This is a genomic window from Mycolicibacterium brumae (assembly GCF_025215495.1).
Lineage (GTDB): Bacteria > Actinomycetota > Actinomycetes > Mycobacteriales > Mycobacteriaceae > Mycobacterium > Mycobacterium brumae.
The window spans coordinates 3,513,398-3,529,566 of the sequence record NZ_CP104302.1; the positions used below are offsets into that span (position 1 = coordinate 3,513,398).

At 69.8% G+C, this 16,169-nt stretch carries 10 protein-coding genes and 1 pseudogene; 9 read left to right on the plus strand and 2 right to left on the minus strand.

All coding sequences use genetic code 11. The annotated features are described in order from the left end of the window. Positions 1-20: 20 nt before the first annotated feature. The gene (locus L2Z93_RS17230) at positions 21-809 is read left to right on the plus strand and encodes an ABC transporter ATP-binding protein (protein ID WP_090588907.1); all 789 of its coding nucleotides are present in this window, start codon (positions 21-23) and stop codon (positions 807-809) included. 133 nt (positions 810-942) lie between these two features. Here the strand turns inward: L2Z93_RS17230 and L2Z93_RS17235 are convergent, their stop codons facing one another. Next, the gene (locus tag L2Z93_RS17235) at positions 943-1,782 is read right to left on the minus strand and encodes an adenylate/guanylate cyclase domain-containing protein (protein WP_090588657.1); all 840 of its coding nucleotides are present in this window, start codon (positions 1,780-1,782) and stop codon (positions 943-945) included. 36 nt (positions 1,783-1,818) lie between these two features. On the opposite strand from L2Z93_RS17235, the gene L2Z93_RS17240 reads away from it, so the two are divergent. The 5 genes from L2Z93_RS17240 (at position 1,819) to L2Z93_RS17260 (ending at position 9,454) form a co-directional block, all read left to right on the plus strand. After that, on the plus strand, positions 1,819-2,739 hold the full coding sequence (locus L2Z93_RS17240) for an oxidoreductase (protein WP_090588658.1): 921 nt from the start codon (positions 1,819-1,821) through the stop codon (positions 2,737-2,739). 9 nt (positions 2,740-2,748) lie between these two features. Continuing rightward, on the plus strand, positions 2,749-5,475 hold the full coding sequence (locus tag L2Z93_RS17245; RefSeq protein WP_202971867.1) for a dihydrodipicolinate synthase family protein: 2,727 nt from the start codon (positions 2,749-2,751) through the stop codon (positions 5,473-5,475). Continuing rightward, complete coding sequence (locus L2Z93_RS17250; RefSeq protein WP_090588659.1) at positions 5,475-6,476, plus strand: proline racemase family protein; 1,002 nt, start codon at positions 5,475-5,477, stop codon at positions 6,474-6,476. Before L2Z93_RS17245 ends, L2Z93_RS17250 begins: the two co-directional genes overlap by 1 nt. A gap of 16 nt (positions 6,477-6,492) precedes the next feature. Next, positions 6,493-7,998, plus strand: a complete 1,506-nt coding sequence (locus L2Z93_RS17255) for an aldehyde dehydrogenase (NADP(+)) (RefSeq protein WP_090588660.1) — start codon at positions 6,493-6,495, stop codon at positions 7,996-7,998. Between the two features lie 109 nt (positions 7,999-8,107). Further along, positions 8,108-9,454, plus strand: a complete 1,347-nt coding sequence (locus tag L2Z93_RS17260; protein WP_090588661.1) for an NAD-dependent succinate-semialdehyde dehydrogenase — start codon at positions 8,108-8,110, stop codon at positions 9,452-9,454. 662 nt (positions 9,455-10,116) lie between these two features. Here L2Z93_RS17260 and L2Z93_RS17265 read toward each other — a convergent pair. Continuing rightward, positions 10,117-11,709, minus strand: a complete 1,593-nt coding sequence (locus L2Z93_RS17265; RefSeq protein ID WP_090588662.1) for a helix-turn-helix domain-containing protein — start codon at positions 11,707-11,709, stop codon at positions 10,117-10,119. Positions 11,710-11,829: 120 nt separating this feature from the next. Between L2Z93_RS17265 and L2Z93_RS17270 the strand changes: the two genes are divergently transcribed. The 3 genes and pseudogenes from L2Z93_RS17270 to L2Z93_RS17280 all read left to right on the plus strand — a co-directional run bounded on the left by L2Z93_RS17270 (position 11,830) and on the right by L2Z93_RS17280 (position 16,159). Then, on the plus strand, positions 11,830-13,863 hold the full coding sequence (locus tag L2Z93_RS17270; RefSeq protein ID WP_193438849.1) for an NADH:flavin oxidoreductase: 2,034 nt from the start codon (positions 11,830-11,832) through the stop codon (positions 13,861-13,863). Next, positions 13,862-14,530 (plus strand): annotated as a pseudogene (locus L2Z93_RS17275) (zinc-binding dehydrogenase); the annotation flags it as partial. The gene L2Z93_RS17270 and the pseudogene L2Z93_RS17275, both read left to right, overlap by 2 nt. An 84-nt stretch (positions 14,531-14,614) precedes the next feature. Further along, a complete protein-coding gene (locus L2Z93_RS17280; RefSeq protein WP_234786099.1) occupies positions 14,615-16,159 on the plus strand; it encodes a threonine/serine exporter family protein in 1,545 nt (514 codons plus the stop codon). Positions 16,160-16,169 lie beyond the last annotated feature (10 nt).

Here is a 16,169-nt window from a genome sequence, read left to right on the forward strand (position 1 = left end):
CCACGAGAATGGAGCCGGACATGAGTGATCCCAGCGCGCGGTTGACTTTGGTCGACGTCGGCCAGACCTACCGCTCCGGCGGCGACGAAGTGACCGCGGTGCAGCCGACCTCGCTGACCATTGAGCCGGGCGAGTTCATCTCGCTGGTCGGCCCGTCGGGCTGCGGCAAGACCACGCTGCTGCAGATGATCGCCGGGTTCCTCGCCCCGACGTCAGGGACGATCCGGATCGGCGACACCGTGGTGAAGACCCCGTCGCCGGACCGCGGCGTGGTGTTCCAGGCGCCCACGCTGTACCCGTGGCTCAGCGTGCTCGGCAACGTCGAGTTCGGGCTGCGCAACCAGGGCATCGACAAGGCGACTCGGCAGCAGAAGGCCGAGGCGATTCTGGAGACCGTCGGCCTGACCGGGTTCGGCGAGCGTCGGCCCTACGAACTGTCCGGCGGTATGCAGCAACGCGCGCAGATCGCCCGGGTGCTGGTCAACGACCCGCGGATCATCCTGATGGACGAGCCGTACGGGGCGCTGGATCCGCTGACCCGTGAGCGGCTGCAGGTGGAACTGCTCAACCTGTGGCGCCGCGAGCACAAGACCATCATCTTCATCACCCACTCGGTGGAGGAGGCGCTGTTCCTGTCCACCCGGGTGCTGGTGATGAGCGCACGGCCCGGGCGGGTGGTGCTCGACCGTCGGATCTCGCTGCCCGGCGACAATCCGGACACCGTGCGCGACCCGTCGGTGATCGCCACGCCGGAGTTCTACCGGCTGAAGATCGAACTGTCGGAAGCGATTTACGCGGCACACGGGTGAGGTTCAGCGAGGCTAGGCGGAGCTTGCGGAGCCGAGTCGAAGCTGGAACCGAACATCAAACACTGAGGTCGCAAGCGAAGCCGGAGCTTGCGGAGGCTTTGCGCAGCGGACCTCACCCCATCAACACGGGTGATTAAGAGGTCGCGAGCTCCGGGATGAGCACCGGGTAGAGGTCCTGGCTGCCGCGGATGCCCTTGAGTTCCACGGTGCGCGGCTCACCGACCTCGATATCGGTGTCGGCGACGGCGTCGCGCACTGGTTGAGAGATCAGGATCTGCCCGCCGGAGGCCTGCGCCGCGACCCGGGCAGCCATTGCGACATTGCGGCCGAACAGGTCGTCGCCGCGGCGCACCGAGCTGCCCTGGTGCAGGCCCATCCGGACCCGGATCGGCTGCTTGGCGATCGCGGTGGTCTCCAGATCGTGCTGGACGTCGACGCAGGCGCGGACCGCCTCGGCCGGATCGGCGAAAGCGATCATGAATCCGTCGCCCTGGTTCTTCACCACGTGCCCACCGTGGTTCTCCACCGCCCGGGTGACCAGTTTGTTGTGCCGGTCCAGAACCTTGACCCACTCCCGATCGCCGAGGGTCTCGTTGAGCTCGGTGGAGCCCTCGATGTCGGAGAACGCGATCACCACCTCGCCGTCGGCGGTGATCCGGGCCAGGTCGGGCCGCTCCACCTTGGCCCAGCCGGCCAAATCCTCGATCGAGTTGCGCACGGTGGCGCCGATGCCCTTGGTGATCAGCGAGTTCCCGGTCTCCCACACCGTTTTGACCGCCAGCGGGGCCAGTCCGATCCGCTTGCGTCTGCGGCCCTGTTCGTCACGGATGCGATCCAGTTCGGCGCGGGCCGAACGGAGTTGCTTCCGCGCGACGATCAGCAGCACGCTCAGCGTGATGACGGCGGCCAGCGCCAGCACTCCGACGATGCCCACCGCGATCCACGCGGTGTCCCAGCTCTGCTGCGAATCCATGGCCTCTGACCCTAGATCACCCCGTATGTTGAAAACATGAGCAGCAAGTGGACCGAATCCGATGTGCCTGATCAGTCGGGGCGGCTGGCGATCGTCACCGGCGCCAACTCCGGCCTGGGCTATGAGACCGCGCGGGTGCTGGCGGGCGCCGGGGCCACCGTCGTGCTCGCGGTTCGCAACACCGACAAGGGCGAGGCCGCCGCGGCGAAAATCCGTGAGCTGCACCCGAACGCCCAGTTGAGCGTGCGCCGGCTGGACCTGTCGTCGCTCGATTCGGTGCGCGCGTCAGCCGACCAACTCGGCGCCGAACACCCCCGGATCGACCTGCTGATCAACAACGCCGGGCTGATGTACACACCATCGCGGGAACTGACCGCCGACGGCTTCGAGATGCAGTTCGGCACCAACCACCTCGGGCACTTCGCATTGACCGGACTGCTGCTGCCGAATCTGCTGCCGGTGCGCGGGTCACGGGTGGTCGTGGTCTCCAGCATGGCCCACAACATCCGGGCCGCCATCCACTTCGACAACCTGGCCTGGGAACACGGCTACGACCGGATCGCCGCCTATGGCCAGTCCAAGCTGGCCAACCTGATGTTCGCCTACGAGTTGTCGCGCAAGTTGGCGGCCGCGGACGCCGAGACCATCGCGGTGGCCGCTCACCCCGGCATGAGCGACACCGAGTTGTTCCGCGAGCTGCCGTTCCCGGTGTCCCTCGGGTTCAAGCTGACCGCGCCGTTGATCGCCCAGAAGGCCGCCGACGGCGCGCTGCCGACGCTGCGCGCGGCCACCGACCCGAACGCGGTCAGCGGCGACTACTACGGCCCGGCCGGGCTCGGCGAGGTGAAGGGACCGCCGCGGCGGGTGCGATCCTCCCGGCAGTCCCGCGACGAGGACATCGCCGCCCGATTGTGGACCGTGTCCGAGGAGTTGACCGGAGTCAGCTACCCGGTGTGAGCGACGACCATGTCGTTGCGTGTCGCGGTGATCGGTGACGTCGGAGGCCACCGCACGGAGCTGGTCCGCGAGCTGCGCCGCCTCGGGGCCGGCCCGACCGGTCGTTTGCCCGACGATCTGGTGGTCGTCCAGGTGGGCGACCTGATCCACCGCGGCCCCGACTCCGACGGCGTCGTGCGGCTGGTGAACCGCTACCTGCGCAAGCAACCCGACCAGTGGATTCAGTTGATCGGCAACCACGAGGCGTACTACCTGCACGAACCGGTGTTCCACTGGGTCGATCACGTCGGGTTCGCGGCCCGGCGCACGCTGCGCAAGTGGTGGCGCGAGGGCCAGATCCACACCGCCGTCGCGGTCCGGGCCGCCGACGAGGAGTTCCTGATCACCCACGCTGGGGTCACCGAGCAGTTCTGGCGCGAGCGGCTGCACGGACCGCGCTCGGCCGTCGAGGCGGCCCGGCGGATCAACGTCCTGGCCCGGGACGGCTGCCAGGTGCTCTACGGCGGCGGCAAGATGCTCGGCGGCGGGCCGCCCAACCCGCTGGTCGGACCCATCTGGGCGGACCGCACGACCGAGTTGATCCCCGGCTGGAACGACCGCCAACTGCCGTTCAGCCAGGTGCACGGACACACCGGCAGCCACGGCCCGTCGCCGGACCCGGCGACCAGCTACGACGACGCCGCCCACCACGAGATCACCGAATTGGCCGGCGGCAGATTCATCGGCGTCGACCCCGGCCATCAGGTCCACGCGCAGCGCAGTTGGCGCGCGTTCGAGGTCCGTGCCGTCGAACCGCCCCGGCTGGAACAACCTCACTGCCACAGACCCACCTCGCGTGCCCAGGCCCGTCCGAACCGAAGAGGACTCCCCGTGACTGTCAGCGACGACCTCGCGTCCTTGCTCGCGGCGTGCCGCCCGTTCGACTCACTGGGTCCCGAGGACCTCGCGACGGCTGTCGCCGCCGCTGCGGTCAAGGATTTCTCGCCCGGCGAACTGGTCATCGACGCGTTCGACACGACGCCCGAAGACGTCTACGTCATCGTCTCCGGCGAGGTGGATCTGTGGGTGGACCCGGACCGGATCAACGAGGCGCCCGCGGAGACGACGCGGATCGCGATCCTGCCCTTGGATTTGGTGATGCCGGCGTTCGCGTCGCGCAGCGGCGCCCGATTCCTGGCCGAACACATCACCCACGCCCGCAAGCTGGTCGCCAGCACGCCGATGTACACCGTGGTCGCCGATCTGGTCGAGCAGAAGCCGCTGGTGGTCGGGGCCGACCAGCCGGTCACCGAGGTGGCCAGGCAGATGACCGATCGGGACCTGCCGTACGCCGCCGTCGAGACCGACGACGGCTACGGGCTGGTCACCGACGAACTGCTGCGCCGCCGGGTGCTGGTGGACGGGATGCCGGTCGACTCCCCGGCCGCCGCGATGATGGCCCATCCGGCCGCGACGGTGTCACTGGGCGCCTCCTCGGCCGACGCGCTGATCACCATGCTCGACTGCGACGTGCCGATCCTGCTGGTGACCAACGTCGACGGCAGTTTGGCGGGCGCCGTCGATGAAGGCGATTTCGTGTTCGCCTCCACCACCGCCGGTGTCGGCATCCACGAGCAGATCCGGCACGCACGCACCATCGAGGACCTCGTCACCCGGGCGCAGCGGGTGCCGTCCCTGCTCGCCGAGCTCCTGGAGCGCGGACTGGCCGCCGACCGGGTGATCGCGGTCAACTCCGCGATCGTGGACTCCATCGTGCGTCGCGCCATCGCGCTGGTCTTCGAGGAACACCCGGACCTCACCACCGACGCGTTCACCTGGCTGTCGCTGGGCAGCAACGGCCGCCGGGAGGCGGTGCCGTCCTCGGATCTGGACGCCGCCGTCACGTTCGAGGACGAGTACGCCGACGACATCCCGCGCTACCGGGAGGTGTTCGGCACAGTCGGCGAGGTGCTGACCCGGTGCGGCATCAGCGTCGACCCGCATCGCGCGTTCCCCATGCACCAGGGCTTCTCCCGGACCGACGAGCAGTGGCGGACCGCCGCCAAAAGCTGGCTGTCGCATCCGCGGGAGAACCAGGGCGCGATCATGGCCTCGCTGCTGGTGGACGCACGGCCGATCTTCGGCGACCCGGGGTTGCCGGAGCCAGCGCGAGTGTTCGCCGACTTCCATCGGCACCCGGCCACCATGGAGATGCTGCTGTACGAATCGCTGGCGCGACGGGCCCGGCTGAGCACCATGCGCGAGAAGCTGACCGGCCGCGGCGAGGGCTTCGTCGACATCACCCCCGACGTGGTGGCCCGGATCGCCGAGATCCCCGAGGTCGTCGCGATCAAGGAATTCTCCGGCGACGTGCGCCGCGTCTTCGAGATCAAGGAGCGCTGCGACATCGACGTCATCGCCGGCGCCGACGACGTGCTCTTCGAGATGATGATCGACGGCGCGGTGGGCTGGTTCGCCGGTTACCCCAACGCCTTCCCGAAGGAAGCCGTCGAGCTTTACGAGCTGTGCGCCACCGGTAAGTGGCAGGAGGCCCGCACGCTCTACGAGCAGCTGGTGGCGGTGTTCCGCTGGGATTCGCGGACCGAGTTCGTGCAGGCCATCAAGCTGTCCATGGACGTCTGCGGAAACTCCTACGGCGGGCCCACCCGGCCGCCGCGCACCCCGCTGACCGCCGAGCAGCACGCGCAGGTCGTCGCCGACACCGAACGCGCGCTGGCCGCACTCGGCAAGCGCTGATGCGCTCGTCGCTGATTCTGCACGCCGTCGACTCACACACCGAGGGCATGCCGACCCGGGTGATCACCGGCGGCGTCGGCGTGATCCCGGGCGCCACCATGAATGAGCGGCGACTGCATTTCATCGCCCACCTCGACCACATTCGACAGCTGCTGATGAACGAGCCGCGCGGGCACGCGTCGATGTCCGGGGCGATCCTGCAGCCGCCCATCCGGGAGGACTGCGACTATGGCGTGGTCTATATCGAGGCCAGCGGCTGCCTGCCGATGTGCGGGCACGGCACCATCGGCGTGGCGACGGTGCTGGTGGAGACCGGAATGGTCCCGGTGACCGAGCCGCGCACCGTGATCCGGCTGGACACCCCGGCCGGTCTGGTGATCGCCGACGTGGAAGTGCAAGGCGGACGGGCGGTTTCGGTGACGCTGGAGAACGTGGCCAGTTTCACCGAGCGGCTCGACGAGACCATCGCCGTGCCCGGCCTTGGCGCGGTGCCGTACTCGATCGCGTTCGGCGGCAATTTCTACGCGATGGTCAACCTGGACGATGTGGGGCTGCCGTTCGACCGGGCCCGGGCCGGCGACATCCTGTCGGCGGGGCTGTCCATCATGGACGCGATCAACACCACCGCGCCGCCCAAGCACCCCACCATCGACGGACTGGGCCACATGCACCACGTGGAGTTCATCGCGCCGGGCTCGGACGCCACGCTGTCTCGGCACGCGATGGCGATCCATCCCGGCTGGTACGACCGTTCGCCGTGTGGGACCGGGACCTGCGCACGGATGGCCGAGTTGTACACCCGCGGCGAACTGCCGCTGGGGCAGGATTTCGTCAATGAATCCTTCATCGGCTCGCGCTTCGTCGGGCGGCTGCTCGGAACCACGACGGTCGGCGGCTACGACGCGGTGCTGCCGACCGTGACCGGACGGGCCTGGGTCACCGGGACCGCCCAGTACATGCTCGACCCCTACGACCCGTTCCCCACCGGGTTCACCTTCTGAATCAAACGGAGTGCTCATGACCGACACCGCAACCACCGTCGCCCTGGACGAGGTGCTGTCCCGCGCCGCCGCCGCGGCCACCGAGTTCGCGGCCGTCGACCCCCGCGAGCGGGCCCGCGCCCTGGTCGCGGTCGCCGACCGGATCGACGCGGCCGCCGACGAGCTGATCGCGACCGCGATGACCGAGACCGGGCTGGGCGAGCCGCGGCTGCGCGGCGAGGTGCGCCGCACCACCTGGCAGCTGCGGCTGTTCGCCGAGGTGATCGCCGAGGGCGGCTACCTCGACGCCCGCATCGATGAGGCCGACGCCGACTACGTCATCGGGCCGCGCCCGGATCTGCGCCGGGTCAACGCGCCGGTCGGCCCGGTGCTGGTGTTCGCCGCGTCGAACTTCCCGTTCGCGTTCTCCGTGGCCGGCGGGGACACCGCGGCCGCGCTGGCGGCCGGCAACCCGGTGATCGTCAAGTCCCATCAGGGTCATCCGGCGTTGAGCCGGGCCACCGCGGCGATCGTCGTCGACGCCCTGACCGAGGCCGGCATGCCGTCGGGCACGTTCGCGCTGATCGAGGGCCGGGACAACGGCATCGCCGCGCTGAACGACGAGCGGGTGCGCGCCGGGGCGTTCACCGGGTCCACCCACGCCGGCCGGATGCTGGCCGATATCGCCGCCGCGCGCCCCACCCCGATCCCGTTCTACGGCGAATTGGGCAGTGTCAACCCGGTTTTCGTGACCGAGGCCGCGCTCGCCGAGAACGCGGCCGGGATCGCCGCCGGCTACGTCACCAGCGTCAGCGGGTCGGCCGGCCAGCTCTGCACCAAGCCCGGATTCCTGTTCGTGCCGTCGGCGCAGGCGCTGGTCGGACCGATCGTCTCCGCCGCCGAGGACATCGCAGAACACCGCTCGCTGACCGTGCCGATCACCCGCGGCTACCAGGAGCGTCGCGAGACGCTGCTGGGCGCCGACGGAGTCGACGCGGTGGTGCCCGGCTCAGTGCGCACCGATGACGACGGATATGGCTGGGCCACACCGACTTTCGTGGTGACGACGGTCGCCGCGCTGGCCTCCGGCGGGGAGGATCTGCTGGAAGAGGCGTTCGGCCCGCTGTCGGTGATCGTCGAATACGACGACGCCGACGCGCTGCCGGAGCTGGCCCAGCGACTGTTCCCCGGCAACCTGACCGCCACCGTGCACACCGCCGCCGGCGAGGAGTCCGCCGAGTTGGCGAACCTGACCGCCGCGCTGGCCGGGATCGCCGGCCGGGTGATCTTCAACGGCTGGCCCACCGGGGTGTCGGTGACCGCCGCCATGCAGCACGGCGGCCCCTACCCCGCCGCCACCGTCGACTCCACCTCGGTGGGCACCGCGGCCATCGGCCGGTTCCTGCGCCCGGTGGCCTACCAGAACGCGCCGCAGTCGGTGCTGCCGCCGGCACTGCGGGACGACAATCCGTGGGGTGTGCCGCAGTCCCGCCGGGGCGCCGGGCTGTCCGGGCAGTGGGGATCGTTGTCCGGGCGGTACTGAGCGCCAGCCAGGGCGTGCGGGGCCGCCGAAAGCCCGGAAGTTCACCCGGGTTTCGGCCTAGGGTGATCCGAGGAGTGGCCGGTCCACACGCAAACGACACAGGAGAACCATGAGCGAGTACGCCGTCACCAACCCAGCGACCGGCGAGGTCGTCGCCGACTACCCCACCGCGAGCGACGCGGAGATCGCCGCGGCGATCGAGGCGGCCGCCAAGACCGGCCGCAGCTGGTCGCGGACCAGCACCGTCGCCGAGCGCGCCGCGCTGCTGGGCCGGGTCGCCGACCTGCACGAGGAGCGCCGCGAGCAACTGGCGAACGTCATCGTCCGGGAGATGGGCAAGCCGCTGGACCAGTCACTCGGCGAAGTGGACTTCAGCGCCGCGATCTACCGCTACTACGCCGACAACGCCGAGGCCTTCCTCGCCGACGAGCAGATCGACCTGCTCGACGGCGGCGGCTCCGCGGTGATCAAGCGCGGCCCGCTGGGGGTGCTGCTGGGCATCATGCCGTGGAACTACCCGTACTACCAGGTGGCGCGGTTCGCCGGCCCGAACCTGGCGGTGGGCAACACCATCCTGCTCAAGCACGCCCCGCAGTGCCCGGAGTCCGCGGAGCTGCTGCAGCTGATCTTCAATGAGGCAGGGTTCCCGCAGGGCGCCTACGTCGACATCCGCGCCACCAACGACCAGATCGCCGACATCATCGCCGACCCGCGGGTGGCGGCGGTGTCGCTGACCGGCTCGGAGCGCGCGGGCGCCGCGGTCGGCGAGATCGCCGGGCGCAACCTGAAGAAGTGCGTGCTGGAGCTCGGCGGCGCCGATCCGTTCATCGTGCTGTCCACCGATGACCTGGACGCCACGGTGGAAGCCGCGGTGGCCGGCCGGATGGAGAACACCGGCCAGGCCTGCAACGCCGCCAAGCGGTTCATCGTCGCCGAGGGCATCTACGACGACTTCCTGGCCAAGTTCACCGACAAGATGCTGGCCGCCGCCGACGGGATCGCCCCGCTGTCGTCCGAGCGGGCCGCCGCCACCCTGGAGCAGCAGGTCGTGCAGGCCGTCGAGCAGGGCGCGACCTTGACCGCGGCTGGCGAGCGCAACGGCGCGTTCTTCCCGCCGGGTGTGCTCACCGGCGTGACCGTCGACAACGACGTCTACCACCAGGAGCTGTTCGGGCCGGTGGCCATCGTCTTCAAGGCCGGCTCCGAGGAAGAGGCCGTGGAGATCGCCAACGACACCCCGTTCGGCCTGGGCTCCTACGTGTTCACCACCGACGCCGAGCAGGCGGAGCGCGTCGCAAATCAGATCGACGCGGGCATGGTGTTCGTCAACGCGGTCGGCGCCGAGGGCGTCGAGTTGCCGTTCGGCGGCATCAAGCGCTCCGGTTTCGGCCGCGAGCTGGGCCGGTTCGGCATCGACGAGTTCGTCAACAAGAAGATGATCCGCGTCGCGGGCTGATTCGACGAGTAAGCGAGGAACGAGCGCGCCCGGCCGACTCGACGAGCAAGCGAGGAACGAGCGCGCGAGGAAAAGGTCGGCCGAACGACGGGAGTGGGCCCGGAGCCAGTCGCCCTGGTTCCTCGCTTGGAGGTCGCCCGCTGAGACCGCCGATCTGTCGGTCGCGGCGGCGCTGACTAGGCGGGTTCGCCGTCAGGAACGGATGTGTGCGTTCGCAGCCGCCAGGAGTGACCGTCGTCGTACGTGCGTGTTCGCCAGCGGCCAGGTAGCGCACGAAAACCCTTGCGAGTGGCCACTTTCAGCACGCGAGCTCCGTGAGCGGCCAAGTAGCGCACGAGAACCCTTGCGAGTGGCCAATTCCGGCACGAGAACCTCAGCGAGTGGCCAATTAGCGCACGAGGGCTCCATGGCGTCCGCCTCGGGCCGTGCTGTCCTGGGCATCTGTGTGCATCGTTGGCCACTCGCGCAGTAGATGGCCACTCGCGAAGGAAAACGTGCAGTCGTTGGCCACTCGCGAAGGGAAACGTGCAACAGTTGGCCGTTCGCGAAGGAATGGTGGGGTCATTCGCCGCGAGGGTGCATCCAGGTCAGCTTTCCCTCGCGAGGGTGCGCACGTCGCCGCGCTGTCCTGCGCGTTCACCGTCACCGGCGACAACACCGGCTCAGCTGGACCTCGTCTGCAGGTACTCGACCATGTAGCGGACGCAGTTGTCGATCTTGGCCCGCCAGGCCGCGACCGCGCCGTCGGGATCCCGGCCCAGAATGGCCTCCAGGATCGCCGTGTCATCGGCGACGATCTCGTCCGGCGGATACTGGTAATTCAGTCCGAGCAGGGTGACGAACAGCCGCAGCTGCAAGGTCAACCGCACGAACATAGCCTCGATCCGCGGCATGTCGGCCGCATGCGCGAGCTCATCCTGGAAGTCCAGGTCCAGCGACCCGCAGAGGCTGTAATCCTGCTGCCCGGCGTAGGCGACCAGCTGGGCGAGTAGCTCCTGTGCCCCCGCCGGCGGCGGTTTCGGCGCCGACGCCAACCGTCGCACCAGCGCGCTGCCGAGCAACGCGCGCGCGGTGTAGGTCTCCAGCACATCGCGCTGCTGCGGGGCGGGGACGAAGTACCTGCCGAACTCGTCGCTGTGCACCAGGCCGTCCTCGGCGAGCTGACGCAGCGCGTCCGTCACCACACCGGTGGACAGCTGGGTGAGCTGGCCGATCGAGCGTTCCCGGATCTGCCGGCCGGCATGAAGGGCGCCGTCCAGGATGGCCTGGTACAGGCCGCGCATCACCAGGGTCGAGTCCGACACCCGGCGTTCTGCGGGCCCGCGGCTCAGCACCGGACCGGGCGCCGAACGCGAGTCAGAACTCCCGTCGAAGCGGCTCCATTCGAACGCGCCCACCGGCGCCGCCGCCCACTTCCGCACCCGATTCCCCAACTCGGCGAGCTCGGGGATCTGTCTGCCGTCGAGCCCGCCGGACAGCGCGTGCAACTGGCCCAGCCAGCGCTGTCGAGGAACGGTCCGCACCATGACGCGCGGGTTGCGGCGCAACCAGTTCGCCATGTCGGAATCCACCTCGACGTCCATCACGACGGTCACCGAACGATTCGGCGGCGTCCCCCGGACCGCCCTGCGCAGCACATCCATCGCGGTCGCCGCGGCGTCCCCGGCGGGAGCGACGAGCGGGGCGCACAGCACGGTCTCCAGCGCCCCGGCGATCTCCCGGGCGGTGGACCGGCTGCGGGCGCGGGCGGTCGGCGCGGTCGGCGGGCTATGGAACGCCAGCGCGCAGCGCTGCGCGTCGGCGTAAACGTAAGCCAGCAGAACCCGCTGCTCAGCAGTGCGCGGTGACTGGTCGGAGCGGACCGGCGGGAAATGCTCGCGGCGAATCCGGCACACGGTGGACTGACTGATCCCGGTGACCTCGGCGATCGACCGGGTGGTCCAGCCGCCGGGAGGCGGCTCACGCAGCGCCGCGGTCAGGGTCTGCGTCACGACGTTGTCGTCGACGGCGGGCCGGCCGGTGCGCGGCAGGTCGCGCAGCGCGGCGACCCCGTCCTGCTGGTAGCGCCGCTTCCACTTGGCCGCGGTGTGGAAACTGACGCCGCAGCGCCGGGCCGCCTCGGCCACGGAGTCCTCCGCGCAGGCCAGCACGATCCGGGCCCGGGTGATCTCGTCGCGCGGGGTGCGCCGCGAGGTCATCAACCGGCTCAGCGCGTCCCGCTCGGCCGGATCGAGTGAGATCGCCGGAAGCGTCATCGCCTGACCGTAGGTACTTTTCGTTCGTCACGGCCGAAATCCGCGATGACGTCGCCGGCGTGCGAACCGGAAATTCATGATCAACCCGCACAGCGACAACGCCGAAGGTTGCCATTGCCCATGAACGATCCACTGTTCTCGCCGTTCCGGTTGAAGAACCTCACGCTGCGCAACCGCATCGTCAGCACCTCCCACGAACCCGCCTACAGCGAGGACGGGCTGCCCAAGGAGCGCTACCGGGCCTACCACCGGGAGAAGGCCCGCGGCGGCGTCGCGCTGACCATGATGGGCGGCAGCGCGCTCGTCAGCCCGGACTCGAACCCGCCGTTCGGCAATCTGCAGTTGTTCCGCGACGAGGCGGTGCCGTACCTGCAGGCCATCGCCGACGACGTGCACGAGGCCGGCGCGGCGCTGATGACCCAGTTGACCCACATGGGTCACCGCACCTACAACGACTTCGGGGACTGGATCCCGGCGTTGTCGGCCAGCGGCACCCGAGAGACCGCGCACCGCGCCTTCACCCGCACCGCGGAGGCCACCGACATCGCGCGGATCACCCGGGATTTCGCCGAGACCGCGCAGCGCTGTCAGGCCGGCGGGCTCGACGGCGTCGAGATCTCGCTGTACAGCGGGCACCTGCTGGAGGAGTTCATCTCCCCGGCCCGCAACTTCCGCACCGACGAGTACGGCGGTAGCTTCGAGAATCGGCTCCGGTTCCCGCTGGAGGTGATCCGGGCGGTGCGCGCCGCCGTCGGCCCGGACTTCATCGTCGGGGTCCGGATGTGCTTCGACGAGCAGCGTGTGCTCGGCGTCCACCCCGAGGACGGCCTGCGGATCGCCCACGAGGTCACCGCCGCCGGAATCGACTTCATCTGCGCGCACCGCGGCTTCCTCGACACCGACGCGCAGCTCACCAAGTTCATCCCACCGATGGCGACCCCGGCCAGCCCGCACCTGCAGTTCGCCGGCTGGGTCAAGAAGAACGTCGACGTCCCGGTGATGCACGCGGGGCGTATCGCCGACGTGGCCACCGCCCGGTACGCCATCACCGAGGGCCTGCTGGACATGGTCGGCATGGTCCGCGCCCTGATGGCCGACCCGGAACTGCCCAACAAGGTCCGCACCGGGCGCGCCGACCAGATCCGGCCGTGCGTCGGCGCCAGCCTGTGCATGGACAGCATCTACACCAACGGCTCCACGCTGTGCATCCACAATCCGGCCACCGGTCGGGAGCAGGAGCTGCCGCAGTTGGTCAGCCCGGGCGCGGCGGCGAAGCACTGCGCGGTCGTCGGCGCCGGCCCGGCCGGTCTGGAGGCCGCCCGGGTGCTGGCCGAGCGCGGCCACCGGGTCACCCTGTACGAGGCCAACGACAGCGTCGGCGGGCAGGTCGCGCTGGCCGCGCTGTCGCACCGCCGCCGGGACCTGATCGGCATCGTCGACTGGCGCCTGGACGAGTGCAAACGCCTGGGCGTGGACATCCGGCTGAACCACTTCGTCGAGCCCGGCGAACTGGAGCGCCTCGGCTACGACGTCATCGTGCTGGCCAACGGCGGCATGCCGGACATCGCGATCGACGCCACCGGGGTGGAACTGGCCATCGACACCTGGGACATCCTGTGCGGCGCGGTGAAGCCCAAGGGCCGGGTGCTGGTCTACGACGACCACGGCGGTCACCAGAGCCTGGACGCCATCGAGACGCTGACCCGATGCGCCAGCCAGATCGAGTACGTCACCCTGGGCCGCACCGTCGCCCCCGACGTCGGGTCCTCGCCGGCCGCCGGATACTTCGCCATGCTCGCCGAGAACGACGTCCGGATGACGGTGCTGCACCAGTTGATGGGCATCGAGCGGCGTGACGGCGCGCTGGCGGTGACGCTGCAGGTAGAGGACTCCCACGTCAGCACCACCCGGATCGTCGACACCGTCGTCATCGAGCACGGCACCGCGCCGGACACCGAGCTGTACGAGTCACTGCGCGCCGGGTCACGGAATCACGGCGAGATCCTCGTCGGCGACCTGCTGGCCCGGCGGCCGCAGTCCGCGGTGCACAACCCGGACGGCCGGTACGTGCTGTACCGGATCGGCGACGCGGTGGCCAGCCGCAATATCCACGCCGCGATCTTCGACGCCTACCGTCTCTGCCTGGCCATCTGAAGGCCAATGCACCAAAGTCGATCCCGCCGCCGACCCCGCCGTCGTCGGACTGCTGGGGTGCGGAGTGATGGCCGGACTCGGCGCGGCGGTCAACACCGCCAACCTCGGCCGCGATGACACCGTCGCCGTCATCGGCTGCGGCGGCGTCGGCGATGCCGCCATCGCCGGCGCGGCGCTGGTCGGGGCGCGCACCATCATCGCCGTCGACACCGACAACAAGAAACTCGCCCTGGCCCGGGAGTTCGGGGCCACCCACACCATCAACGCCCACGAACTCGACGTGGTGGACACCATCCAGGACCTCACCGACGGATACGGGACCGACGTCGTCATCGACGCCGTCGGCATCCCCGCCACCTGGAAACAAGCCTTCTACGCCCGCGACCTGGCCGGAACCGTCGTCCTCGTCGGCGTCCCCACCCCCGACATGACCCTCCAGATGCCGCTGATCGACTTCTTCTCCCGCGGCGGCGCCCTGAAATCCTCCTGGTACGGCGACTGCCTCCCCGAACGCGACTTCCCCACCCTGACCAGCCTCTACCTCCAAGGCCGCCTCCCTCTCGACAAATTCGTCACCGAACGCATCGGATTGGATCAGGTCGAAGACGCCTTCCACCGGATGCACGGCGGCGGCGAACCCGTCCTACGCTCCGTCGTCATCCTCTAAGGCCCGAGCCCTCGGGCGGATCTGTACCGTGGTTCAGGTCAGACTCACCACTGTCGTTGGGGGCCGACCGATGCAGAGAGCACGGTGAACCGCGAACTTCCGGTGCACGCGTGGAGCAACCGGCAGCGGCGGCGGATCAGCCGGATCGTGCGGGACACCGAGGCCCCGACCGACGCGCTGCCGGTCATCAGGGTCGAGGACCGCACCCCGAGCGACTACTACGACGAGCGACTCGGCGAGGTCCTCGACCTGGCCGGCACGGTCGGCGCCCTGCTGATGGCCTCCGGCACGGCGACCATCGACACCGCCGGGCAGATCCGGCGGATCGTCAACGCCTACGGGTTCCCGGACTGCTCGGTGGACGTGATCAACACCGCCATCCACATCAGCGTCTACCGCGGGCCGAAACTGCCGCCCGGCAGCTCCATGCACATCGTGCCGACCCGGTCGACGGACTTCAGCCGGTTGGCCACCATCGACCGGCTGGTGAACCGGATCTGCACCCCGGCCTCCGGCTGGGAGGTCCGCGAGGAACCCGCGGACGACGGGCAGGACCGGACGCGGACCACCGGAGAACAGCCGATCCCGCCGAGCAGCGGGCCGCCGATCTCCCCGGCCGAGGCCCGCGCCGAACTCGACACCATCATGAGCGCGCCGCACCCGTACCGGCGCTGGATCGCCACCCTGGCCTGGGGCGCGCTGGCGTTCGCGACCGCCGGAACCCTCGGTGGCGGACCGCTGGCCTGCGTGGTCGCGGCATTGTCGACGATGGTGATCGACCGCACCAACCGGCGGCTGAACAAGCTCGGGTTGCCGTTCTTCTTCCAGTACGCGGTCGGCGGGGTCATCGCGACCGCACCCGCGCTGGCGTTCTTCTGGCTGATGCCCGACCGCGAGATCCGCCTCGGGTCGTGGACCCTGCAGTTCCAGCCGCAGGTCACCATCGCCGCCGGCCTGGTGGTGATCCTGGCCGGTTTGTCCCTGGTCAGCTCCATCGGCGACCTGATCAGCGGCGCGCCCGTCACCGCCGCCGGGCGGTTCTTCGAACTGGTGATGCTGACGGTGGCGACCATCGCCGGGGTGGCGCTGTCGCTGCACGTCTCGGCACGCCTGGGCGGACCGGAGTTCACCATCGGCTCCCAGGCCCCGCCCGCGCTGTCGGAGATCCTGATCCGGGTCGCCTTCGGCGCCGCGACCGCCGCCGCGTTCGCGCTGGCCTGCTACGCCGAACGATCCGCGCTGACCGCCGCCGCGATCGGCGGCGGCGCGGGTGTGGGCGCGTTCCTGGCCGCGCAGGGTTTGGGCATCGGCGCGGTGTTCTCGTCGTTCGCCGCCGCGGTGCCGATCGGCCTGGTCGGCCACCTGATGGAACGCCGTCAACTGGCGCCGCCGCTGGTGGTGTCGATCGCCGGCATCATCCCGCTGATGCCCGGGCTTGCGCTGCTGCACGGCGTCTACGGAATCATCGAGGACGCCGACGGCATCGGGTTCAACTCGGTGCTCACCGCGACCGCCATCGCCACCGCGCTGGCCTCCGGCGTGACGCTCGGCGAATGGTTGTCCAAACGATTGCACCGCACCGGCCGGATGCGACCGGTCCGGCGCAGCGCCACCGCCCCCGGCGACTGACCCGCGCCGC

What these genes read in the sequence shown, in the direction of transcription:
- L2Z93_RS17250 (WP_090588659.1), top strand. Translation starts at nt 5,475, where the DNA reads ATGCGCTCGTCGCTGATTCTGCACGCCGTCGACTCACACACCGAGGGC.
- L2Z93_RS17265 (WP_090588662.1), bottom strand. Translation starts at nt 11,709, where the DNA reads ATGACGCTTCCGGCGATCTCACTCGATCCGGCCGAGCGGGACGCGCTG.
- L2Z93_RS17260 (WP_090588661.1), top strand. Translation starts at nt 8,108, where the DNA reads ATGAGCGAGTACGCCGTCACCAACCCAGCGACCGGCGAGGTCGTCGCC.
- L2Z93_RS17230 (WP_090588907.1), top strand. Translation starts at nt 21, where the DNA reads ATGAGTGATCCCAGCGCGCGGTTGACTTTGGTCGACGTCGGCCAGACC.
- L2Z93_RS17245 (WP_202971867.1), top strand. Translation starts at nt 2,749, where the DNA reads ATGTCGTTGCGTGTCGCGGTGATCGGTGACGTCGGAGGCCACCGCACG.
- L2Z93_RS17270 (WP_193438849.1), top strand. Translation starts at nt 11,830, where the DNA reads ATGAACGATCCACTGTTCTCGCCGTTCCGGTTGAAGAACCTCACGCTG.
- L2Z93_RS17255 (WP_090588660.1), top strand. Translation starts at nt 6,493, where the DNA reads ATGACCGACACCGCAACCACCGTCGCCCTGGACGAGGTGCTGTCCCGC.
- L2Z93_RS17235 (WP_090588657.1), bottom strand. Translation starts at nt 1,782, where the DNA reads ATGGATTCGCAGCAGAGCTGGGACACCGCGTGGATCGCGGTGGGCATC.
- L2Z93_RS17240 (WP_090588658.1), top strand. Translation starts at nt 1,819, where the DNA reads ATGAGCAGCAAGTGGACCGAATCCGATGTGCCTGATCAGTCGGGGCGG.